The organism is Bradyrhizobium sp. ORS 86, from assembly GCF_045571475.1.
GTDB lineage: Bacteria > Pseudomonadota > Alphaproteobacteria > Rhizobiales > Xanthobacteraceae > Bradyrhizobium.
Genome location: NZ_CP120699.1, coordinates 3,015,036 through 3,037,199, shown reverse-complemented (window position 1 = coordinate 3,037,199; position 22,164 = coordinate 3,015,036). Strand labels below are relative to the sequence as shown.

Sequence of the window (22,164 nt, the reverse complement as noted above, 5' to 3'; positions counted from 1 at the left end):
CTGCTTTTTGCGCGCCCCCCGGCCCCCTTCGGAGTTTTCGATGATCCCCCGCTATACCCGCCCGGAAATGGCCTCCATCTGGGAGCCGCAGACGCGTTTCAAGATCTGGTTCGAGATCGAGGCGCATGCCGCCGACGCGCTGGCCGAGCTCGGCGTGATCCCCAAGGAGGCGGCGAAGACGATCTGGGCCAAGGCCAAGGACGCCACCTTCAACGTGGAGCGGATCGACGAGATCGAGCGCGAGACCAAGCACGACGTCATCGCCTTCCTGACCCATCTCGCCGAAATCGTCGGCCCCGAGGCGCGATTCGTGCACCAGGGCATGACCTCTTCCGACGTCCTCGACACCTGCCTCAACGTGCAGCTCAAGCGTGCCGCCGACCTGCTGATTGCGGACCTCGACCGGGTGCTGGCGGCGCTGAAGACGCGCGCCTTCGAGCACAAGATGACGCCGACCATCGGCCGCTCCCACGGTATCCACGCCGAGCCCGTCACCTTCGGCCTCAAGCTCGCCTATGCCCATGCCGAGTTCAGTCGCGCCCGCGCCCGCCTGGTCGCCGCGCGCGACGAAATCTCGACCTGCGCGATCTCGGGCGCGGTCGGCACCTTCGCCCAGATCGACCCGCGCGTCGAAGAGCATGTCGCCAAGGCGATGGGCCTGCGGCCGGAGCCGGTCTCGACGCAAGTTATCCCGCGTGACCGCCATGCGATGTACTTTGCGACGCTTGGCGTGATCGCCTCCTCGATCGAGCGCCTGGCGGTAGAGATCCGCCACCTGCAGCGCACCGAGGTGCTGGAAGCCGAGGAGTTCTTCTCGGAGGGCCAGAAAGGCTCGTCCGCGATGCCGCACAAGCGCAACCCGGTGCTGTCGGAAAACCTCTCGGGCCTCGCGCGCATGGTGCGCGCCTATGTGACGCCGGCGCTGGAGAATGTCGCACTCTGGCACGAGCGCGACATCTCGCACTCGTCGGCCGAGCGCATGATGGGCCCCGACGCGACCGTGACGCTCGACTTCGCGCTGGTCCGCCTCGCCGGACTGATCGAGAAGCTCCTGGTATACCCTGCGAACATGCAGAAGAACCTCGACCGCCTCGGCGGCCTCGTGCATTCGCAGCGCGTGCTGATCGCGCTGACCCAGAAGGGCGCGAGCCGCGAGGATGCCTACAAGTTCGTGCAGCGCAACGCGATGCCGGTCTGGCGCGGCGAAGGCGACTTCCAGACGCTGCTCAAGAAGGACGCCGACGTGAAGAAATATCTCACCGACGCGGAGATCGAGGAGAAGTTCGACCTCGGCTACCACCTCAAGCACGTCGACACGATCTTCAAGCGGGTGTTCGGGGAAGCGTGAGGACGCAAAAGCGTAGCCCGGATGGAACGAAAGCGAAATCCGGGTCCACTCGCGATGATTCCCGGATTGCGCTTCGCTCCATCCGGGCTACGGATCGCTGATTCCGTCGTCATTCCGGGCGCGCGCTGCGCGTGAACCCGGAATTCGAGATTGTGGCATGGCATTCCGGGTTCAACGCCCCGCAGCGTCCCGGATTGACGGCTCCATTCTGCGTGACAAAGCGGCGGGTTACGCTAGGCTCACGCGCCCCGCAAAACGCACAAGAAACGGACTTTTTCCATGCCCATCGTCAATCGCGTCGCCGCCCTCTCGGACGAAATGGCCGCCTGGCGCCATGACTTCCATGAGAATCCTGAACTGCTTTACGAAGTCCACCGCACGGCCGGCATCGTCGCCGACCGCTTGCGCGAGTTCGGCTGCGACGAGGTGGTGACCGGGATCGGGCGCACCGGCGTAGTCGGGGTGATCCGTGGCCGCAAGAACACGTCGGGCAAGACCATCGGCCTTCGCGCCGACATGGACGCGCTGCCGATCGAGGAAACTTCGGGCGTGCCCTATGCCTCGAAGATTCCCGGCAAGATGCACGCCTGCGGCCATGACGGCCACACCGCGATGCTGCTGGGGGCCGCGAAGTACCTGACCGAAACGCGCAATTTCGACGGCACCGCAATCGTGATCTTCCAGCCCGCCGAGGAAGGCGGCGCAGGCGGCAAGGCGATGGTCGACGACGGGCTGATGACCCGCTGGGGCATCCAGGAGGTCTACGGCCTGCACAACATGCCGGGCCTGCCCGAGGGCCATTTCGCCACCACGCCGGGCCCGATGCTCGCCTCGTCGGACACGGTGCAGATCACGATCCATGGCAAGGGCGGTCACGCCGGCGCCGCCCCGCACGAGGCGATCGACAGCGTCCTGATCGGCGCGCAGGTGATCAATGCGCTGCAGTCGATTGTCGCGCGCAACGTCGATCCGCTGAAGTCGGCGGTGATCTCGATCACCATGTTCCAGGCGGGCACCGCCTTCAACATCATCCCGGAGACCGTCAAGCTCGCCGGCACCGTGCGCACGCTCGACCCTGAAGTGCGCGATCTCGTCGAGCGCCGGATCGCCGAGGTCGCCGACAACACCGCCCGCGCCTATGGCGGGCGCGCCGAGACGAACTATACCCGGCTCTATCCGGTCACGCTGAACCATGCGCGCGAGGCCGGCATCGCTGCGGAGATCGCCCGCGACGTGGTCGGCGCCGACCGCGTCAACGAACGCGTGGTCCCCGTGATGGGCGGCGAGGACTTTGCCTTCATGCTGGAAGCGCGCCCCGGCGCCTTCGTCTTTCTCGGCATGGGCGACGGCCCGATGTGCCACCACCCGGCCTACAAGTTCAACGACAACATCCTCGGCCACGGCGCATCCTATTGGGTGCGCCTGGTCGAGAAGCAGATGCCGGCGGGATAGGGCCGCCCGTCCGCGGCTTTCAGCCATCAACCATCAGGCCGCGGTCCCGCTCGCGGCCTGATGCACGAGGGCGTTTGAAATCGTCATCAGTCGCGCGGACGGCTTGTGCCGAACCGATCATGCGCGCTGCGATGCGATCGCGCTTGACGAACTGATGGAACGCCACCGCGGCCAAATGCAGCCCGATCAGCGCCAGCAGCACATAGGCGAAGAAGATGTGCCTGTCCTCGTAGGCCTGCGCCGCTGCCTTGTCGGGCGAGGTGATCTGCGGCACGTGGAACAGGCCGAAGAAGCTCGAATAATCAGGCGTATGCGCCCCGGAATGCGCCCAGCCCAGCATCGCCACCAGGATGGTGACGGCATAGAGCGCGATATGGCTGACGCGGGCCGCGATCCGTTGCCAGGCAGACGTCTCCGCCGGCAGCTCGGGCGTCGGGTTGACGACGCGCCATAGCAACCGGAGCACTGTCAGGAGCAGCACCAGGTAGCCGAAATCGGCGTGGATCGAACGATAGAACAGGCGATCCGGCCGCGCCGCGAGGTGGTTCATCCACCAGCCATAAGCCAGCATGCCAATGATGGCGATGCTCAGCACCCAGTGGAACGCGCGGGCGAGTGAACCCCAGCTTGAGGCGGTGTTGCGGATCATGATCGGTCTGCCCCTTCGGCCTGTTCGGATTTTGCACGTCAAAGCAATGGCTTGTCCTGATAGTGGCAGATACCGGCCAAAGCTTTATGAAATTCCCTGGCTTCACCGCCTTGTGCGGGCCCCAATGGTCGGACAGGTAGAACAACCGAATGGTAACCGTGGATCGGATAATCTCCTGGACGTGTCTACTTCCTCAACCATCCTTGTCTTCGATTCCGGCCTTGGCGGCCTCACCGTGCTGCGCGAGATCGTTCGGGCCCGGCCCCACGCCCATTACGTCTATGTCGCCGACGACGCTTTTTTTCCGTATGGCCACCACGGCGAGGACGAGATCGTCGCCCGCGTGGTGCCGCTGGTCGGCGAACTGATCGAGACCCACGCCCCCGACCTCGTGGTGATCGCCTGCAACACCGCGTCCACGATCGTGATGTCGCATCTGCGCGACGCCTACCGGGTTCCTTTCGTCGGCACGGTGCCCGCGATCAAGCCGGCCTGTGCCGCATCGAAGACAAGGCGCGTCTCGGTGCTCGGCACCAGAGGCACCGTGAAGCGGGAATACACCCGCAAGCTGATCTCGGATTTCGCCCAGGGATGCGAGGTGACGCTGGTCGGCTCCGGCGAACTGGCTTCGCTGGCGGAAGCCGCGCTGAGCGGACAGGCCGTGCGCGATGAGGACATCGCCGCCGAGCTCGCGCCCTGCTTCATCGGCGATGGCGCTGACGACCCCGCCCGCACCGACACTGTTGTGCTGGCTTGCACGCACTATCCGCTGCTGCTGGACCGGCTGCGGCGGCTCGCGCCCTGGCCGGTCGACTGGATCGATCCGGCGCCCGCGATCGCGCGCCGCGTCGCCGACCTGCTCGGCCCGGCCGATAGCAAGGGCGATGCGGCCGGTGCCGAGATGATCTTCACATCGAACCGTCCGCACAAGCTCAGCGAAGCGCTCACCCCGTTCTTCGGCGGCCGCGTTCCGGCTTGATCCTTTCCGCCGTCACGGCGTGCTGCTAGCTTTCTCCCACCCCGAGGGAGAATCGCCTTTGCCATCCACACCGCTGACGCCGCTCAACCGCCTGCGCAAGCAGTGGCGCGACAAGCGCCCGACCTTCGGCGCGATCGCGACCATCCCGAGCATCCAGACCGTGCAGATCATGGCGCAGTCGCTGGACTGGATCATCGTCGACCTCGAGCACGGGCCGATCGATCTGACTAGCGCGCACGCGATGATCGTCGCCACCTCGGGTACGCCTTGCGTGCCGATGGTGCGGATCGCGGCCAACGAGCCGCACCTTGCCAAGGCGCCGATGGATCTCGGCGCGCTCGGCATCAATTTTCCGATGATCTGCAACCGGCAGGATGCCGAGAAAGCGGTGCGCAGCGTGCACTATCCGCCGAAGGGCGACCGGCTGTGGGGACCGTTCCACGCGCCGTTCCGCTGGGGCGTCTCGATGGCGGACTACATGGCGACCGCCGATGACGATATGATCTGCATGATCACGATCGAGCATGTCGAGGCGGTGAACCGCATCGACGAGATCATGGCGACGCCGGGCATCGACCTCGCCGTGATCGGTCCCGGCGACCTCGCCACCTCGATCAACAAACGCGGCCTGCCCGACGATCCGGAGGTCGTCGCACTGATGCAGCGTGCCGAGAAAGGCATCATGAAAAGCGGCGTGCCGATCGGCGGTGTCGCGCGCAGCGCCGAGCAGGCCAACGCGATGATTGACCGCGGCTACCTCGCGCTCGCGCTCGGCTTCGACTGGTCGCTGTTTCAGCGCGGCATCGCCGCGGCCTTTGCCGGGATCAAGCGCTGAGCGATCGACAATGGTCTGTCTCCCCGTGCCAACCGCACCGGGGAGACAGTGTCATCCCGCCTCAGGCGGGAAATCCGAACAGCCTCGCCGGATTGTGGACCAGGATGTTCTCCAGCTCCGCCTCATCAGCCACGTAGCGATACATCAGCTCGATCAGGTCGGCATCATTGGGCGGCTGCACGACGGACACCGGGTGCGGCCAGTCGCTCGCCCAGACGCAGCGATCCGGCGCTGCCTCGATATAGGCGCGCGCGATCGGGATCACGTCGTCCCAGGGTGCACCGGCCTTCGAGGTCTTCTCGCCGAGCGACAGCATGACCCAGAAATTGCCTCGGGACAGCAGGTCCAGCATCTTGCGCAAATTGGGATCGTCCTTGCCCCTGACAGGATCGGGACGCGCCATGTGGTCGATCAGGACCGGCACGTCGAGCGACTGGTATTTCTCGACGCTCGACACGATGCCATCCTTCTCCGGCTGGATCTTCACGTACCAGCCGAGCTCGCGGATGCGCGCAATGGCCCGCGCGAAATCCTTGTCCGACAGCACCGCGCCGAGCTCCTGACGGAAGCTGAAACGCGCGCCGCGTACGCCTGCATCATGCAGTTTCGCAAGATACGCATCGTCGGCCTCGGCAAACACCAGCGCGTTGGCGCAGCCTCGATAGTTCGGGCCCATCGCCGCGAGCGCGTCGAGCACGACCGCATGGTCGGCGCCATAGGTGGTGGTCTGCACGATCACGCCGCGCTCGATGCCAAGCGCCTTGTGCATCCTGAGCGCGGCTTCCCAGGTCGCACTCGGCATCTGGTAGGCCGCGCCGGGACGCACCGGATATCTCTCCAGCGGACCGAGCACGTGGAATTGGCTGTCCGCCGTCTTCGGTGGCGGACGCTTCGCTGGCCGGCGGGGATTGGGATCGAATGGCAGATAGGTCGGCATCGAGTCGTCCTTTAGTCAATCACGGCGGTGAAATCGCACTGCACGAGTGCGCCGCCTTCCAGGTCCAGCGGCAGCGAATGCCGCGCCGGGCGCGAATGCTCGTCGGGGAACATCTTCAGCCATTCGACATTGACAGGCCCGCGCTGCGAGCGGTCCTTGAGCCACACCGTCATCTTGATGATGTCGTCGGTGCTGCCGCCCGCGGCTTCCACGGTCGCCTTCATGTGCGCGAACATGTTGGCGCATTGCGCCTCGAGGCTGTCGGGCATGTTTCCGGTCGCGGAATCGCGGCCGAGGATGACACCGGACATCACGAGATTGCCGATGCGGCAGGCGTTCGGGATCGGATTGGCGTGCTTGAAGCCGCCGATATGGATGCTGTTGCGCCTGAAATGGCCTGTCATGAACTGGTCCCTCTTGGTTTGCTGATCAGACGAATTGGCAGGAGACCGAGCCGAAGGCGCCGTAGTCCGCGTGGAACGTATCGCCGCGGCGGATCTCGACCGGGCGCGTGAACGATCCGGCGAGCACGACCTCGCCTGCGGCAAGATGCTCATCGTGCGGCGCCAGGCGATTGGCGAGCCAGGCGATGCCGTTGGCCGGATGGTTGAGCACGCCGGCGGCAAGCCCGGTCTCCTCGATCTCGCCGTTGCGGAACAAGAGCGCACCGATCCAGCGCAGGTCCGCCTCAAGCGGACGGAACGGCCGGCCGCCGAGCACCAGCGCGGCGTTCGCGGCATTGTCCGAGATCGTGTCCATGACCTTGCGCCCCTTCCCAGTGTCGGGATCGAGGCGATGCATACGGGCCTCCAGGATCTCGAGCGCCGGCGTCACATAGTCGGTCGCGTTCAGCACATCGAAGATCGTGCAGTGCGGCCCGCGCAGTGGCGCCTTCAGCACGAAGGCGAGTTCGACCTCGATCCGCGGCGCGTGGAAACGATCGAAGGGGATCGGTCTGGCATCGGGATAGAACATATCGGCGAACAGCACGCCGTAATCCGGCTCGGCTATGCCGACCGCGTTCTGCATCGCCTTCGAGGTCAGGCCGATCTTGTGGCCCTTGATGACGCGGCCGCGATCGAGCTGGAGCCGAGTCCAGGCGCGCTGGATCGCGTAGGCATCCTCGATCGTGAGATCCGGATGTTCGCGCGAGAACATCGGGATCAGCGATTTGGTTCGCTCGGCCTCGTCGAGCCTGGCTGCGAGACGTTCGACCGTGGATGCATCGAGCATGCTCTATTGCTCCGCGATCACGGTGTTGCGCAGCACGCCGATCCCCGCGGATTCGACCTCGACCACGTCGCCCGGCTTGAGCCAGCGCGGCGGATCGAACCGGGCGCCCGCGCCGGTCGGCGTGCCCGTCACGATCATGTCGCCCGGCTTCAAAGTGGCGAAAGTGGAGAGATAGGCGATCAGCATATCGAACGGAAACATCAGCCGTTCGGTCGTGTCCTGCTGCCGCACCTCGCCGTTCACGCGCGTGACGATGTCGTGCGGACCGCGCGGGTCCAGCTCGTCGGCCGTGACGATCCACGGGCCGACGCTGCCGGAGCGATCGAAATTCTTGCCTTGCGTGACGTTGAACTTGCCGTGACGCAGCCAGTCCCGCACCGTGCCCTCGTTGCACAGCGTCATTCCGCAGATATGTGACCAAGCGTGCTCGCGCGGAATGTGCCGGCCGCGCTTGCCGATCACGATGACGAGCTCGCCTTCATAGTCGAGCTGCTCCGAGACTTTCGGCTTCTCGATCGATTGTCCGGAGCCGACCATCGACGAGGGGCTGCGGACGAACAGGCTCGGATATTTGGGCAGCTCCGAATTGTCGCGGTATTCGGCGTTGCGCTCGGCGTAGTTCACGCCGATGCACCACAGCTTCTCGGGCGCCAGCACCGGGGGCAGCAGGGTCAGGCCTTCGAGCGCGTGATCGGGCGTTTGTCCCTCAACCGCAGTTCGCGCCGCCGCCAGCCCCTCGCCAGCGATCAGCGCCTTCAGGTCGGCGAAGTCACGACCGATCCGCCTGGTCAGATCGATCACTCCGCCTGCGATGACTGCGCCGTAATGCGCCTCGCCATGTGCCAGATAGCTCAACAGTCGCATTGTCGTCCTTTCCGGGAATACTTCAGGCCGCCTGACCGGTACGACGCGTCGACGCGGCCACCGTCAGGTCACGTCCACGGGTCTCCGGCAGCAACAGGGTCATCGCGAGAAACAGGATGATGGCCGGCACCACGACCAGCATGCCCGCAGCGAGCTCACCGCCGAAGCCGGCAGCCGCCAGCGGAACGACCACCGGCGCAAGGCTGCCGATGCCGCGGCCGGCCATGTAGATGAGGGAGACTGCAGTCGACCGCACCTCGATCGGATAGATCTCGGACAGCCACGTTCCGACCACGCCGAGCGCGGAATTGCCGATCACGAAGGCGATGTAGGTCCAGAACATCGGAAAGCCGAACAAGCTCCCGGCAAATTTGACATGCGCGAACGTATAGAGCCCGCAGGCCATCACGCCCCAGGCAAGCCCAGGCAGCAGCGCGCCGAACCGGCGGCCGAAAGCGTCGTTGAGCAGGCCCATTGCGATATAGGAGCAACCGCCCACGACCGACGCGATGACCGAGATGTTGCGCACCACTTCGGGCGGCGTGCCGAGCGACTTCTGCATCAGCGTCGGCGTGAACACGACGATGCCGTAGTAGCAGAACATGTAGGCCATCATCCATGCGAGGCACATGATCGAGATTGGCAGCAGCCGGCCCTGGAACATCAGCAGCAATGTGTTGGCGGTCTTGACGCGGGCCTCGACCAGCCCGCTGTTGCGGGCGCGGTCGAACTGCAGCCACGCTTTCGATTCCGGCATGAAGAAGCGGATGAAGATCATCAGCAGGATCGGCGAGCCGCCGGTGAGCAGCGCAATGCGCCAGCCCCAGTCGAGGCTGAATGAGGTCGTTGCCCAGACCCCGACGATCGATGCACCGGCGCTCGCGATGACTGCACTGCCCTGGATGAAGGCGCTGCCGAGTCCGCGGCGCTCCTTGTTCCAGGCCTCGTTGAACAGCACCATGCCGGCGCCCCATTCTCCGCCGAGGCCGACGCCGGTGACGAAACGCAGGATGGCGAGGCTGGCATAGTCCCACGCGAAGGCCGAGGCGATCGATCCGGCGGCAAAGACGCCGAGTGTGAGCTGCAACGCCTGCTTGCGGCCGATGCGGTCACCGAGCCAGCCGAACAGCGCGCCGCCGATCACCGAGCCGATCAGCGTCAGACTGGTGACGCTCGCAACCTGGGTGAGCGAGATCTTGAGCGAGGCCTGAATCGAGCTCATCAGGAACGGCATGATCAGCACGTCGTAAAGATCGAGCGCAAAGCCGAGCATGCATGAAAAGATGATCGCGGCGCGTTCGCCGGTCGAATAGGCGTTGGATTCGGTGGTCGTGGAATGATCGGTCATCAATCTGCTGCTTGCTGTCGCCGACATGGACTCACTCCGCCGACTTCGGGGTCTGAAAGACGGCGCGCAACGTGACGATCTCGCCGAGCCGCGCATAACGCGGGCCGCCGATACGGGCGATCGGGTCGAGTGCTTCGGTCTCGACTTTACCGTTCGCCACGAGGCCGTCGCGGATGTGGAACATCACGACTTCGCCGACGATGAAGCGGCTGCGTGCATCGCCGAACTCGAGACATTGCCGAAGCCGGCATTCCATGGCGACTGGCGCCGCGGCCAGCCGTGACACCTTGATGCGCTCGCATGGCGCCGTCTGCAGTCCGAGGTGCTCGACCTCGCTGATCTCCCGTGGATGCTCGACGGAGCTCTCGTGCACCGCGTGCATCAGCGGCGTGTCCGCGATGTGGATCACGTATTCCTCGGTATCGAGGATGTTGTCCGCCGTGTCCTTGTAATCGTCCCCCTTGCGGCCGACGCTGATGCCGAGCATCGGCGGCTTCTGCGAGACGAAGGTGAATGCACTGAACGGCGCGAGGTTGAGCACGCCATCGCGCGACAGGCTCGTCACCCAGGCAATTGGACGCGGCACCACGATGCCGGTCATGAGCCGGTAAATCCGCTCGGCACTGAGATCGATTGGGTCGATCAGCATCGACGCGTCAATCCTGATCGCATTTTGTGAGCGGCAGCCTGACATCGAGAGCCGCCCATTGCGGGCCCGGTACGACAGCAGCTATGGCGATCCAGAGCGATTTCATCCGTCCTCCCCAAGATGTGGCGGACCGTGCCCGCCCTCTTGTTCTTGAGCGCCCGTCGAAGCCGCGACCGGCACCCTGATGTGACCGTAATCTGTCGATTCCGGGCTTTACCTGTCGACCGATTCATGCAGTTCTCGTCCACATTATGGACAACGTCCCTCCCTCAAAATCGGCACGCCGTCCGGCGGAACCGCGGCCGGGAGCCCAGGCAATTCGGCGCGCGTTATCGGTGCTGCGGATTCTGGCTGCGGGCCGTGGCCAGGGCGTACCACTCGCCGAGGTGGTGCAGGTCACCGGACTGACTCGGCCCACGGTGCATCGCATCGTCCACGTGCTGATCGAGGAAGGCATCATCGAGCGTCATTCGAAAACCGGCCGCTATGCGATTGGCGGGCAAGTGGGCGAACTGGCGCTGGCGCGTCAGGCGCGCTCGCCGCTATTGGCTGCCGCAGACGACGTTCTCAAGCAAACCCTGCAGCGGGTCGGCGACACCTTGTTTCTGACGGTGCGGACCGGCAACGACACGCTGTGCGTCGACCGCAGGATCGGCTCCTACCCGATCCAGGTGCTCTCGATCGAGGTCGGCGCCCGGCGTCCGCTCGGCGTCAGCAGCGCCGGCGTCGCAATTCTCGCGGCGATGCCGACGCAGGAGGCCAGGAAGATCGTGGCCGCCAACGAGGTGCGCTTCAAACCCTATCGCACCAGTGCATCCGCCGTGCTGGAGCAGATCTCCGCCGCAAGGCGACGCGGCTACAATTTGCGCGAAGTTGGACTGGTGCAGGGAACGAAATCGATCTCGACCTGGATCAAGACTCCCGATGGCCGCCCGGCAGCGGCCATCACCGTGTCGGCGGTGAGGGTGCGACTTGGTCCCCGCCGCGAGCAGGAAGTCGCGGAAATCCTGCTGCAGGCGGCGCGCACCATCGAGCAGGAGATCCGCGCATCGTCGCCGTGAGCAAGATTGAGCCTGCGATGGAGCCTTGCCCGCTGATCCGGCGTGCCGGGACCCCTGACTAGGCTCGAACAGGTGCTGAACAGCGGGATCGCCTCCGAGCTGCGGGCGATCCGGCCCGTCCGGATGGCCGGAACCGGCCGCAAAGCACCTAAAATGGCCGATTTGGCAGCAAAACGGGCCGGAAAATGCGCCGATTTGTTTGACATGGCGGCGCTTTGTCCTTAAGACCACCCCTGCTCGCGGGCCGGTTTCGGCCCGCGAAGCGTTTCGCGACCCGTGGTTCGTCCCCGAGCTTTCGAGGCGGATCTGTCGGCACAGGCCTTTGGGCCGGTGCACAGGAGGGCGCGTCTCCTCAAACCTGAAACTGACAAAACGCCGCCGCGCCACGCGACGGCCATGCAAAGAGGACGCGATGACAAAGCGCAGTGAGGCGAAGTACAAGATCGATCGCCGCATGGGCCAGAATATCTGGGGCCGCCCGAAGAGCCCCGTGAACCGCCGCGAATACGGCCCCGGCCAGCACGGCCAGCGCCGCAAGGGCAAGCTCTCCGACTTCGGCGTGCAGCTCCGCGCCAAGCAGAAGCTGAAGGGCTACTATGCCAACATTTCCGAACGCCAGTTCCACGGCATCTATGTCGAAGCCAGCCGCCTGAAGGGCGACACCGGTGAGAATCTGATCGGCCTCCTGGAGCGCCGCCTCGACACCGTGATCTACCGCGCCAAGTTCGTCTCCACGATGTTCGCCGCGCGCCAGTTCATCAACCACGGCCATGTCAAGGTGAATGGCCGCCGCGTCAACATCGGCAGCTACAAGCTGAAGGTCGGCGACACCATCGAAGTCAAGGAATCCTCCAAGCAGCTCACGCCGGTGCTGGAAGCGATCCAGCTCGCCGAGCGCGACGTGCCTGACTTCATCGAGGTCGATCACTCCAAGATGACCGCGAAGTTCGCGCGCATCCCCGGCCTCTCCGACGTGCCGTTCCCGGTGCAGATGGAGCCGCACCTGATCGTCGAATTCTATTCGCGCTGATCACAGCACGCATGCGAGATACGGAAGGCCCCGGTTTTGCCGGGGCCTTTTTGTTTGGCTAGGATCGGCGCGGTCAAACTCGAATCTGCGAGTCTGTTGAGACGACGTCATTCCGGGGCGCGTCACAGACGCGAACCCGGAATCTCGGGATTCCCCGAGGCGCAATTGCGCCCCTGAGGTCTGATCCTTCGGACCATCCCGGAATGACACTGGAGAGAATGTGACATGCACTACACCCCTGCCCCGCCCGATCCCAAGGCTCCGCCCGTCCGCATCAACCTGCTGTCGGATACGCAGACGAAGCCAACGCCTGCGATGCGCGAGGCGATGGCGAAAGCCGAGGTGGGCGATGAACAGGTCGGCGACGATCCGACCACCAATGAGCTCTGTGCCCGGGTCGCCGATCTGCTCGGCAAGGAAGCGGCCGTGTTCATGCCGTCAGGCACGATGTGCAATGTCGCGGCGACGCTGGCCTATTGCCGCCCCGGCGACGAGATTCTGGCGCATGCGACCGCGCACATCATCGCCCGCGAAGGCGGCGCACATGCCGCGCTCGGCGGCTTCCAGATCACGCCGCTGCCGGGCGACGACGGCCAGTTCACGCCAGAGGCGCTCCGCGCCGCGCTGCATCCGCGCACCCGCTATCAGCCGCCGCAGGTCCTCGTCAGCGTCGAGCAGACCGCCAATATCGGCGGCGGTACGATCTGGAAAAAGGCTGCGCTCGACGAGGTCGTCGGCATAGCGAAGGCCCACGGCCTTGCCACCCACATGGACGGCGCACGGCTGCTCAATGCCACCGTGGCATCGGGCATCTCGCCGCGCGACATGACGGCGGGCTGGGATTCCGCCTGGATCGACTTCTCGAAGGGACTGGGCGCTCCGATCGGTGGTGTGATTGCGGGAACGCGCGGCTTCATCGACGATGTCTGGCGCTGGAAGCAGCGGCTCGGCGGCTCGATGCGCCAGTCCGGCGTCTGCGCTGCGGCCTGCGTCTACGCGCTCGACCATCACGTCGACCGCCTCGCTGACGACCACGCCAATGCGCGGGCGCTGGCGCGCGGCCTGTCCCAGATCAACGGCATCCAGGTGCAGGCGCCCGAGACCAACCTGGTCTTCTTCAAGCCCGATGGCGCCGGCGTACCCGGCGACAAGATGGTCGCCGAGCTGCGCAAGCGTGGCGTGATGCTGGCGATGATGGACGGCCGGATCAGGGCTTGCACGCATCTCGACGTGACCGCCGCGATGATCGAGGAGGCCGTCAGCCACGTCCGCGAGATCGTGCGCGCGGCGTAGCTCCTCGCAGCCCGGATGGAGCACAGCGCAATCCGGGCTACCGCCCCATCGCCTGGTAGATCAGCGTCTTCAGCTCGAGCTGGATCCGGCCGCGCTGCGAGGGTGTCTGGACCATGAAGATCCCGAACAGGTCATCCTCGGGATCGATGAAGAAGAACGTACCCCCGACACCGTCCCAGCGATACTCGCCGAGCGGCCAAGAGGTGTTCGCAGGAACCGAGGTGCGGACGGCGAAGCCGAGGCCGAAACCGGAGTTCAGGCCCGGGTAGTAGTTCTTGTCGCGGACGACCCCGGTTTCGGGACCGATATGGTCCGAGGCCATCAGCGCGATGGTTTCCGCTTTCAGATAGCGCCGCCCTTCATAGGTGCCGCCGTTCAACAGCATCTGCGAAAAGCGCGCATAGTCGCCGACGGTGCCGACCATGCCGCCGCCGCCGGACTCCCATCGCAGCGGCTTCCTGATATCGCGGACCTCGGCGACCGGGCTGATGCTGCGATCTTTCGGCATCGGCTCGGCGATCAGGGGCCATTTCGCCTTGTCGGCGACGTAGAACGCGGTCTCGGTCATGCCGAGCGGACCGAGCAGCCGCTCCTGCTCGAATTGAAGCAGCGACTTTCCCGTGATGACCTCGATGATGCGGCCGAGCACGTCGGTGCCATGGCCGTAGTCCCATTGCGTGCCGGGCTGCTCGGCGAGCGGCAGCGCCGTGAGCCGCGCTACCAGGTCGGCATTGGAGGGATCGTTGTCGAACAAGCCGGCATCGGCATAGGCCTTGTTCACGACACCGCCGCCGTAATAGCCGTAAGGCAGCCCCGCGGTATGGCGCATCAGGTCCTCGATCGTGATCGGACGCTTGAGCGGCTCCAGCGTCATCGTCGCCTTACCGTCCTCGCCGCGCTTCTCCACGCCGACCTTCATGTCGGCAAACGCCGGAATGTATTTCGAGACCGGATCGTCCAGCCTGAGCTTGCCCTCCTCGACCAGCATCATCGCTGAGACCGAAGTGATCGGCTTCGACATCGAATAGAGACGAAAGATCGTGTCGGCGCTCATCGAGAGCTCGGTTGCGACATCGCGGACGCCGAAGTTCCGGTAATAGACCGGCTTGCCATGCTGCTGCAGCAGGAGGATCGCGCCGGGAATCTTGCCGGTCGCGATCTCGTTCCTAATGTAGTCGGAGACCTTGGCCAAACCTTCCGGCGAAAACCTGTGTCCGACGGAGCCCTCCGAGCCCGCCTTCGCACCGGTTGCGCCCAGCAGAAGCACGAGCGCCGCGATTGTCGCGCGGCGCCCGGGCAGGTCAATTCTCCATCGCTTCATAGATCAACTGCTTCAGGGTCCGCTGGATGCGTTGGCGCTCGGTCGGCGTTTGCTCGAGCAGGATGAAGAACATGTCCTGTTTGCGGTCAATCACGAAGTAGCAGCCGCTGGCGCCATCCCATTTCAGCTCGCCGAGGTCGCCAGGGGGCGGCGGCTTTGCATTGCCGGGATCAGTGCGCACCCCGAGCCCCAGCCCGAAGCCGAAGCCGTCACCGGGGAAATAGAAATAGTCGCGCTCGACACCGGAGCCCGGGCCGACACGATCGGTTGTCAACTCCTTGAAGGTCTCGGGCTTCAGGATGGTCTTGCCCTCGAAGGTGCCGCCGTTGAGCAGCATCTGTGCGAAGCGCGAATAGTCGGCCATGGTCGAGACCATGCCGCCGCTCGCGGACTCCCATTTCTTGACCTTGGTCGGATCGTTGATGCGGCCGACCCGGAAATCGCTGTCATTCGGCATCGGCTCGGCCATCAGCTTCTGCTTCTCGGGATCGGTGACGAAGAACGCTGTGTCCTTCATGCCGAGCGGATCGAGCAGTTTTTCACGCTCGATCGTCGAGAGCTTTTGGCCGGTCACGACCTCCATCACGCGCGCCAGGATGTCGGTGGAATGGCCGTACTGCCAGAGCGCGCCGGGCTGGTTGTGCAGCGGCAGCTTGGCGATCCGCTCGGCGAACTCTGCGAGATCGAAATCGCCGGCATAGATGTTGGCCTCGCGATACGCCTTGCGCACCAGGCTGTCGCCGTAGAAGCCGTAGGTCACACCCGACGTATGCGTCATCAAATCGAGGATCGTCATCGGCCGCTTCGGTGGCACCAGCTCGAGCGTCTTGGTGCCGTCCTCATTCTTCCTCTCGACGCCGACCTTCACATTGGCAAAGGAGGGAATGTATTTCGAGACGGAATCGTCGAGCTTGTACTTGCCCTCCTGCAAGAGCTGCATCGAGACTACGGCGGTGATCGCCTTGGTCATCGAGAACAGCCGAAAGATGGTATTGTCGGTGATCGGTGCCTTGCTGACCTCGTCCTGCACACCGAAGGCTTGGTGGTAGACCGGCTTGCCGTGCTGCTGGATCAAGACGATCGCGCCGGGAATCTTGCCGGTCGCCACTTCATTCGTGAAGAACGCACCGATCTTGGCGAGCTTCTCCTTGTTGAAATGCGCGCCCGCTGGAATTTCGTAGGTGCCTTCGGCGTGGACCAAGGGCACTGCCAGCAGCACCGCGCCAGCGGCCGCCGCGCGCAACAATCCTGACAAAGTCATCTATCTCCCTCCCCGGACATCACGGGGAAGTGTAGCCAGCGCGTCCTCAGGCACAAGGGCTGCCAAAGGGGGACAACGCGGCCTGGTGCAGCTTGCTGCCTTGGGTGGAGAAGCAGCAGAAGATCACGTGCGTGACCTCGGGAGCAGCGACCAAGGCATCGGCGACCGCCTTGACCGCGATGCCGGCCGCACGATCGGGCGGGAAATGATAGACGCCGGTCGAAATGGCCGGAAATGCGACCGAGGCGAGACGGTTGGCCGCGCAAAGCTCGATGCTGCGGCGATAGCAGGACGCGAGCAGCGCATCCTCGTTCTGCGTACCGCCGTGCCAAACCGGGCCGACCGCATGGATCACGTGCTTGGCGGGAAGCCGATAGCCCCTGCTGATCTTGGCATCGCCGGTGCTGCAGCCACCGAGTGTACGACACTCGGCCAGCAGCTCCGGCCCGGCTGCACGATGGATCGCGCCATCCACGCCACCGCCACCCAATAGCGACGAGTTGGCCGCGTTGACGATGGCGTCAACGCGCAGGGTGGTGATGTCTGCAACGATGACTTCAAGCCGCGCTTTGCCGATCTGGCGCGCGGTCAAGGTCAGGCCGCCGCGTCGACCGGGATGCCTTTGTCGGCGAAGAGCTGCTGCAATTCACCGGCCTGGAACATCTCGCGCACGATGTCGCAACCGCCGACGAATTCGCCCTTCACATAGAGCTGCGGAATGGTCGGCCAGTTCGAATAGACCTTGATGCCGTTACGCAGTTCGGCCGACTCGAGAACGTTGAGACCCTTGTAGCCGACACCGATGTGATCGAGGATCTGGACCACTTGTCCGGAAAAACCGCATTGCGGGAATTGCGGCGTGCCCTTCATGAACAGCACGACGTCGTTCGACTTCACTTCGTTGTCGATGAATTGCTCGATGCTCATTTTCGCTTCCTTATCGGGCGGCGCTCCGAAGCCTTACGGGCCGGCCCGCCCTGCTTAACCCGTGACATGCCATATATGTAGCCCAAACCATTGTGCATCCAAAGCAAAATGGCGGAAATCTGGCATGCGGCGGAAGCCTGACGGCACCCCGCGGCGGGGCAAATCATAGTCTGACGGCACTAATATAATCGGCGGGGGAGGCTTTTTTCCTGAACGCCAGCCCCTATCTAGGACGAACTGTCCGTCAGGAACCAGTTCGCCGAAGCAACGTTCTCCCGAAGAACCGGAGACCACCGTGACGAAACCAGCCTCTGCTGCGGCCGCCATAGCCACCACTCCCCCGTCGCTGTCGTCCGAGTCTGGGCCTCTCGCCCAAAGGCTGGTGGATGCCTACCTTGCGGTCCGCGGCGAGACCGAGCGCCGGGCTGCGCCGCTGTCGCCGGAAGATCAGCTCATTCAGTCGATGCCGGATGCCAGCCCCGCCAAGTGGCACCGCGCCCACACGACCTGGTTCTTCGAACAGTTTCTGCTCGGCCAACATGTCGACGGCTATACGCCATTCCATCCCGACTACGCCTATCTGTTCAATTCCTATTATGTCAGCGCCGGACCGCGTCACGCCCGCCATCAGCGCGGCCATCTGACCCGACCGACTGCCGATGAGGTCACGGCCTACCGCTGCCATGTCGACGCCGAGGTGGTGAAGTTCTTCCAGACCGCCGAACAGCCGAAGCTTCAAGCGCTGGTGCCGCTGGTCGAGGTCGGTCTCAATCACGAACAGCAGCATCAGGAATTGATGTTCACCGACATCCTGCATGCCTTCGCGCAGAACCCGATCCCACCCGCCTATGATCCGGCGTGGCGTTTCCCGGCCTCGAGTCGCGCGACCGAGGAGTGGGTTACGCTGAACGAAGGCATCCACAGCGTGGGCCATGCCGACGACAGCTTCCATTTCGATAATGAGAAGCCAGCGCACCGCGCCCTCGTCGGTCCAGTCAAGCTCGCCAAGAACCTCGTCACCAATGCCGAGTGGCTCGCGTTCATCAAGGACGGCGGCTATTCGACCGCCACCCTGTGGCTGATGGACGGCTTTGCTACCGTCAGCAACGAGGGCTGGCAGGCGCCCGGTCACTGGCGCGAGATCGACGGCGAATGGAAGATCATGACGCTCGGCGGCCTGCAGCCGATCGATCCACAGGCCCCGGTGTGCCACGTCAGCTATTACGAAGCCGACGCCTTCGCGCGCTGGGCCGGCAAGCATCTGCCGACCGAGATGGAGTGGGAGGTCGCCGGACGGGCCGGCCTGCTCAACGACGCCTACGGCGTCGTCTGGCAGTGGACCCGCAGCTCCTATTCACCTTATCCGGGCTACCGCGCCATCGACGGCGCGCTCGGCGAGTACAACGGCAAATTCATGGTCAACCAGCTCGTGCTGCGCGGCTCGTCGCTGGCGACGCCGGCCGGCCACAGCCGCGTCACCTACCGCAACTTCTTCTATCCGCACCATCGCTGGCAATTCACGGGGTTACGCCTCGCAGATTACGCCTGATTGAGTCCTGTCGAAATCAATAGCGCGCCGGTAAGCGCGTTCGGGAGAGTATCATGAATGTGCATGCCGCCGCTTTGGCCAAAGCGTATCCTTTCGACGAGGCGACCTCGGTATTTGCCGGCGACGTGATCGGCGACCTCGCCCGTCACCCGAAACGGCTGTCGCCGAAATATTTCTACGACGCTGTGGGCTCCGAGCTGTTCGAACAGATCACGGTGCTGCCGGAATACTACCCGACGCGGACCGAGCTTGGCATCCTGCACGACCGCGGCGATGAGATCGCCGCGATCATCCCGCGCGGCGCGGCGCTGGTCGAATTCGGCGCCGGTGCGACCACCAAGGTGCGGCTGCTGCTCGAGCACTGCGAGTTCAGCGCTTATGTGCCGGTCGACATCTCCGGTGACTTCCTCAATGCCCAGGCCGATGGCCTGCGCAAGGATTTCCCCGATCTCGGCATCCATCCGGTCGCTGCCGATTTTACAACGCCTTTCGCGCTGCCGGAGGCTGTCGCCGGCATGCCGAAGGTCGGCTTCTTCCCGGGCTCGACACTCGGCAATTTCGAACCGCATGAGGCCGCAGCCTTCCTGCGCAGCGCGCGCAAGATCCTCGGCCACGGCGCGCAGATGATCATCGGCGTCGACCTCGAGAAGGACGAGCGCGTGCTCTACGACGCCTACAACGACGCGGCCGGGGTCACCGCGCGCTTCAATCTCAATGTGCTGGTGCGCATCAACCGCGAGCTCGGCGGCAATTTCGACCTGTCGGGATTCACGCACTGCTCGATCTACAACCGCGACCGCCATCGCATCGAGATGCATCTGATCAGCCACAAGGCGCAGACGGTGCGCATCCTCGGCAACACCTTTGCGTTCCGCCCAGGCGAGAGCATCCACACCGAGAATAGCTACAAGTACAGCCTCGACCGTTTCACCGCCCTTGCCAGCAGCTCCGGCTGGCAGGTGCGTGAAAGCTGGACCGACGTCAACAAGATGTTCTCGGTGCATGCGCTCGTCGCGGAGTGAACCGCAAGTCCTGCCGCCGCGTCGCTACCGCGATCCACCGGTTTGTTGCTCAGCGGACCCCAGCGAGATCGATTCCCATGCCGCGACCACGATCATGATCGCGGTGGTGACGATCGAGAGCCACAGCGGCGACAGCTCGCTTGCGAAATAGGCGGTGACGGCGAGCGCGACGATCCCGACAACGTGCGAGAGCTGCAGGAAATCGCGGATCACATACTTGAACAGGATAGTGCCGACCAGGAACAGCAACGGACCGCCGACCGAGCTCACGATCGTCTTGAGATCGGAATGCCCGCCCGGGTGCTTCAACACCAGCTCATCGGCGACTGCGGTGAGGATGATGCCGCCGACGATCGGCATGTGCAGATAGGTATAGGCGATCCGCGCCACCCGCCCGGATTCTTCCGATTTGGAGATCATCTCAGAGCCGGCCTCCGCGCCCTTGTGGAAATAGATCCACCACATCGCGATACTGCCGACCAAAGCGGAAACGAAGGCAGCGACATTCTCCGGTGTCCACGTCAGCTCGGCGAAGGTCGCGCCGTCGACGACGATGGCCTCGCCGAGCGCGATGATGATGAAGGCGGAGCAGCGCTCGGCCATGTGGCCGCCCTCGACCGCCCAGGCCTCAATCGAGGAAAAGCCGAGCCGCGGCGTCCAGAACCGCGCGGCCGGCGCGACATACTCGATCAGCAGCGCCGCGATCCACAGAAATAGCCTGATGTCGCCCTCGGAGAGCCCGCCTGATATCCAGAGCACGCCCGAGCAGGAGAGCCAGGTCAGGATGCGGATCGCGTTGTGGCGCACCGCGGTCCGGTGCCGCGGCGTCGCCAGCAGCCAGAACAGGGTCCGCCCGGTCTGCATGACGGCATAGGCGACGGCAAACCACAGCCCGCGTCCCTCGAAGGCCGTCGGGATCGACGTCGACAGCACGAGCCCTCCGAGCATCATCAGGAAGAGCAGGATGCGAACCGGCGTCAGATCGGGGTTGAGCCAGTTGGTGACCCAGGTGGTGTAGACCCACACCCACCAGACCGCCAGGAACAGCAGGGTGACCTGGACCGCACCGAGCGGCGTGAAATGATGCAGCAGCGTGTGCGAGAGCTGCGTGACGGCGAAGACAAGACAAGGTCGAAGAACAGCTCCGCGTTGGTGACGCGGCCATGCTGGTTCGGCTCGATGACGCGAAACATCGCGCCACGTGGATTGTCCGCCATCGATCAGGCCCCCGCTGGCCGGACCTAGCCCTCCGGCACACCGGTTTGCAGTGCCAGTGCGTGCAGCACCCCGCCCATCTGCCCCTTCAGCGACTGGTAGACGATCTGGTGCTGCTGGACGCGGGACTTGCCGCGGAAGGACTCTGAAATGACAGTGGCCGCGTAATGGTCGCCATCGCCGGCCAGATCGCGGATCGTCACCTCGGCGTCCGGAATCGCGGCCTTGATCAACGATTCGATATCGCGGGCGTCCATCGGCATCCCAGTCCACCTCCATCAGGTCATTCGAATCATGGCCGGCTCAGCCGCCATGCAGATAAAACCTAGCGCCAGTGGTCTTCTAGGTCATCTAGGACGCACTATATTCCCATTCCCAGCGATTGAAACCTGCATCAATCGGTCACAAGCATTCACGCCGAAATGACCAGAAAGGGCGCAGAACCATGAAGCTCCCCGGCCCCGACCACCCGATCACGATCACGCCCAATCCGAAGCGCATCCGCGTCACGGCCGACGGTGTCGTCATCGCCGAGACGACCCAGGCGCTGACGTTGAAGGAAGCAAGCTATCCCGCCGTGCAGTATATTCCGCGTCAGGATGCCAACATGGGGCTGCTGGCCCGCACCGAGCGGACCACGCACTGCCCGTACAAGGGCGACGCGAGCTATTTCAGCATCAAGGCCAACGGCAAGACGTTGGACAATGCGATCTGGACCTATGAGACACCCTTCCCGGCCATGACCGAGATCGCCGGCCACCTGGCGTTCTACCCGGACAAGGTGACGATCGAGGAGGTGGCTTAGTTGAATCTCGTCATTCCGGGACGATGCGGACGCATCGGACCCGGAATCTCGAGATTCCGGGTTCGCTTCGCGCCCCGGAATGACGGCGTTTGTTCAAGCGGGATCGATCAGGCTCCCGCTACACTCTGAATATCGTGAGCCCGAGTATCAGAAGCACCAGGAAGATCACGACGAACACGTAGAACAGGAAGCGCGCGATGTCGGCGGAGGCGGCAGAGATGCCGGTGAAGCCCAACAGGCCCGCGATGATCGACACCACAAGGAAGATCAGCGCCCATTTAAGAATAGTCATTACCAGCTCCTCCAAACCGCGCGGCATGCGCGGCCGCCAGTCACCGCGACAACGTCCGCGGACGACCACAGTTCCTGAAACGAAACAGATGCAC

23 protein-coding genes and 1 pseudogene are annotated in these 22,164 nt (G+C 64.2%); 10 read left to right on the top strand and 14 right to left on the bottom strand.

The genetic code is table 11. The features are described 5' to 3' along the window. Positions 1 to 40: 40 nt before the first annotated feature. Both purB and P6U25_RS13675 read left to right on the top strand, forming a co-directional pair. A complete protein-coding gene (purB, locus tag P6U25_RS13680) occupies positions 41 to 1,348 on the top strand; it encodes an adenylosuccinate lyase (RefSeq protein ID WP_407151691.1) in 1,308 nt (435 codons plus the stop codon). 279 nt (positions 1,349 to 1,627) lie between these two features. Further along, positions 1,628 to 2,800 (top strand): M20 aminoacylase family protein, encoded by a 1,173-nt coding sequence (locus tag P6U25_RS13675; RefSeq protein ID WP_407151690.1) that lies wholly within the window; start codon positions 1,628 to 1,630, stop codon positions 2,798 to 2,800. Between the two features lie 19 nt (positions 2,801 to 2,819). Here the strand turns inward: P6U25_RS13675 and P6U25_RS13670 are convergent, their stop codons facing one another. Then, positions 2,820 to 3,449, bottom strand: a complete 630-nt coding sequence (locus P6U25_RS13670) for a cytochrome b (RefSeq protein ID WP_407151689.1) — start codon at positions 3,447 to 3,449, stop codon at positions 2,820 to 2,822. Between the two features lie 181 nt (positions 3,450 to 3,630). Between P6U25_RS13670 and murI the strand changes: the two genes are divergently transcribed. Both murI and P6U25_RS13660 read left to right on the top strand, forming a co-directional pair. Further along, positions 3,631 to 4,428 carry a glutamate racemase gene (murI, locus tag P6U25_RS13665; RefSeq protein WP_407151688.1) on the top strand — a complete coding sequence of 266 codons (798 nt, stop codon included), beginning with the start codon at positions 3,631 to 3,633 and terminating at the stop codon, positions 4,426 to 4,428. Between the two features lie 58 nt (positions 4,429 to 4,486). Next, entirely contained in the window at positions 4,487 to 5,263 is a 777-nt protein-coding gene (locus P6U25_RS13660; RefSeq protein WP_407151687.1) for an HpcH/HpaI aldolase family protein, read from the top strand. Positions 5,264 to 5,324: 61 nt separating this feature from the next. Here P6U25_RS13660 and P6U25_RS13655 read toward each other — a convergent pair whose 3' ends face one another. From P6U25_RS13655 to P6U25_RS13630, 6 genes are read right to left on the bottom strand one after another with little or no spacing between them, the layout of a single operon-like run. Continuing rightward, a complete protein-coding gene (locus P6U25_RS13655; RefSeq protein ID WP_407151686.1) occupies positions 5,325 to 6,200 on the bottom strand; it encodes an amidohydrolase family protein in 876 nt (291 codons plus the stop codon). 11 nt (positions 6,201 to 6,211) lie between these two features. Further along, positions 6,212 to 6,604 carry a RidA family protein gene (locus P6U25_RS13650; protein ID WP_407151685.1) on the bottom strand — a complete coding sequence of 131 codons (393 nt, stop codon included), beginning with the start codon at positions 6,602 to 6,604 and terminating at the stop codon, positions 6,212 to 6,214. Between the two features lie 25 nt (positions 6,605 to 6,629). Continuing rightward, positions 6,630 to 7,433 carry a 2-oxo-hept-4-ene-1,7-dioate hydratase gene (gene hpaH / locus P6U25_RS13645; RefSeq protein WP_407151684.1) on the bottom strand — a complete coding sequence of 268 codons (804 nt, stop codon included), beginning with the start codon at positions 7,431 to 7,433 and terminating at the stop codon, positions 6,630 to 6,632. A gap of 3 nt (positions 7,434 to 7,436) precedes the next feature. Then, on the bottom strand, positions 7,437 to 8,297 hold the full coding sequence (locus tag P6U25_RS13640) for a fumarylacetoacetate hydrolase family protein (RefSeq protein ID WP_407151683.1): 861 nt from the start codon (positions 8,295 to 8,297) through the stop codon (positions 7,437 to 7,439). A gap of 22 nt (positions 8,298 to 8,319) precedes the next feature. Further along, positions 8,320 to 9,645 (bottom strand): MFS transporter, encoded by a 1,326-nt coding sequence (locus tag P6U25_RS13635; protein ID WP_407151682.1) that lies wholly within the window; start codon positions 9,643 to 9,645, stop codon positions 8,320 to 8,322. Positions 9,646 to 9,676: 31 nt separating this feature from the next. Then, a complete protein-coding gene (locus tag P6U25_RS13630) occupies positions 9,677 to 10,294 on the bottom strand; it encodes a flavin reductase family protein (protein ID WP_407151681.1) in 618 nt (205 codons plus the stop codon). Positions 10,295 to 10,545: 251 nt separating this feature from the next. Between P6U25_RS13630 and P6U25_RS13625 the strand changes: the two genes are divergently transcribed. From P6U25_RS13625 to P6U25_RS13615, 3 genes are all read left to right on the top strand, one after another. Further along, positions 10,546 to 11,355, top strand: a complete 810-nt coding sequence (locus P6U25_RS13625) for an IclR family transcriptional regulator (RefSeq protein ID WP_407151680.1) — start codon at positions 10,546 to 10,548, stop codon at positions 11,353 to 11,355. A 412-nt stretch (positions 11,356 to 11,767) separates the two neighbouring features. Beyond that, positions 11,768 to 12,385 carry a 30S ribosomal protein S4 gene (gene rpsD, locus P6U25_RS13620; protein ID WP_407151679.1) on the top strand — a complete coding sequence of 206 codons (618 nt, stop codon included), beginning with the start codon at positions 11,768 to 11,770 and terminating at the stop codon, positions 12,383 to 12,385. A gap of 225 nt (positions 12,386 to 12,610) precedes the next feature. Next, complete coding sequence (locus tag P6U25_RS13615; protein ID WP_407151678.1) at positions 12,611 to 13,678, top strand: threonine aldolase family protein; 1,068 nt, start codon at positions 12,611 to 12,613, stop codon at positions 13,676 to 13,678. Between the two features lie 37 nt (positions 13,679 to 13,715). Here P6U25_RS13615 and P6U25_RS13610 read toward each other — a convergent pair whose 3' ends face one another. From P6U25_RS13610 to grxD, 4 genes are read right to left on the bottom strand one after another with little or no spacing between them, the layout of a single operon-like run. Continuing rightward, a complete protein-coding gene (locus tag P6U25_RS13610) occupies positions 13,716 to 14,978 on the bottom strand; it encodes a serine hydrolase domain-containing protein (protein WP_407152510.1) in 1,263 nt (420 codons plus the stop codon). A 1-nt stretch (position 14,979) separates the two neighbouring features. Further along, positions 14,980 to 16,260 carry a serine hydrolase domain-containing protein gene (locus P6U25_RS13605; protein WP_407151677.1) on the bottom strand — a complete coding sequence of 427 codons (1,281 nt, stop codon included), beginning with the start codon at positions 16,258 to 16,260 and terminating at the stop codon, positions 14,980 to 14,982. Between the two features lie 46 nt (positions 16,261 to 16,306). After that, on the bottom strand, positions 16,307 to 16,858 hold the full coding sequence (locus P6U25_RS13600) for an O-acetyl-ADP-ribose deacetylase (RefSeq protein ID WP_407152509.1): 552 nt from the start codon (positions 16,856 to 16,858) through the stop codon (positions 16,307 to 16,309). Further along, complete coding sequence (gene grxD / locus P6U25_RS13595) at positions 16,855 to 17,187, bottom strand: Grx4 family monothiol glutaredoxin (RefSeq protein WP_407151676.1); 333 nt, start codon at positions 17,185 to 17,187, stop codon at positions 16,855 to 16,857. Before grxD ends, P6U25_RS13600 begins: the two co-directional genes overlap by 4 nt. Positions 17,188 to 17,482: 295 nt before the next feature. On the opposite strand from grxD, the gene egtB reads away from it, so the two are divergent. Continuing rightward, positions 17,483 to 18,736 (top strand): ergothioneine biosynthesis protein EgtB, encoded by a 1,254-nt coding sequence (egtB, locus tag P6U25_RS13590; RefSeq protein WP_407151675.1) that lies wholly within the window; start codon positions 17,483 to 17,485, stop codon positions 18,734 to 18,736. Positions 18,737 to 18,789: 53 nt separating this feature from the next. Beyond that, on the top strand, positions 18,790 to 19,758 hold the full coding sequence (gene egtD / locus P6U25_RS13585) for an L-histidine N(alpha)-methyltransferase (protein ID WP_407151674.1): 969 nt from the start codon (positions 18,790 to 18,792) through the stop codon (positions 19,756 to 19,758). 24 nt (positions 19,759 to 19,782) lie between these two features. Here the strand turns inward: egtD and P6U25_RS13580 are convergent. Together P6U25_RS13580 and P6U25_RS13575 are read right to left on the bottom strand one after the other, a co-directional pair. Then, positions 19,783 to 20,975 (bottom strand): annotated as a pseudogene (locus P6U25_RS13580) (low temperature requirement protein A). A gap of 24 nt (positions 20,976 to 20,999) precedes the next feature. Continuing rightward, positions 21,000 to 21,236 (bottom strand): BolA family protein, encoded by a 237-nt coding sequence (locus P6U25_RS13575; protein ID WP_407151673.1) that lies wholly within the window; start codon positions 21,234 to 21,236, stop codon positions 21,000 to 21,002. 182 nt (positions 21,237 to 21,418) lie between these two features. Between P6U25_RS13575 and P6U25_RS13570 the strand changes: the two genes are divergently transcribed. Continuing rightward, on the top strand, positions 21,419 to 21,778 hold the full coding sequence (locus P6U25_RS13570; protein ID WP_407151672.1) for a DUF427 domain-containing protein: 360 nt from the start codon (positions 21,419 to 21,421) through the stop codon (positions 21,776 to 21,778). 118 nt (positions 21,779 to 21,896) lie between these two features. Here the strand turns inward: P6U25_RS13570 and P6U25_RS13565 are convergent, their stop codons facing one another. Next, complete coding sequence (locus P6U25_RS13565; RefSeq protein ID WP_024582607.1) at positions 21,897 to 22,070, bottom strand: DUF1328 domain-containing protein; 174 nt, start codon at positions 22,068 to 22,070, stop codon at positions 21,897 to 21,899. Positions 22,071 to 22,164 lie beyond the last annotated feature (94 nt).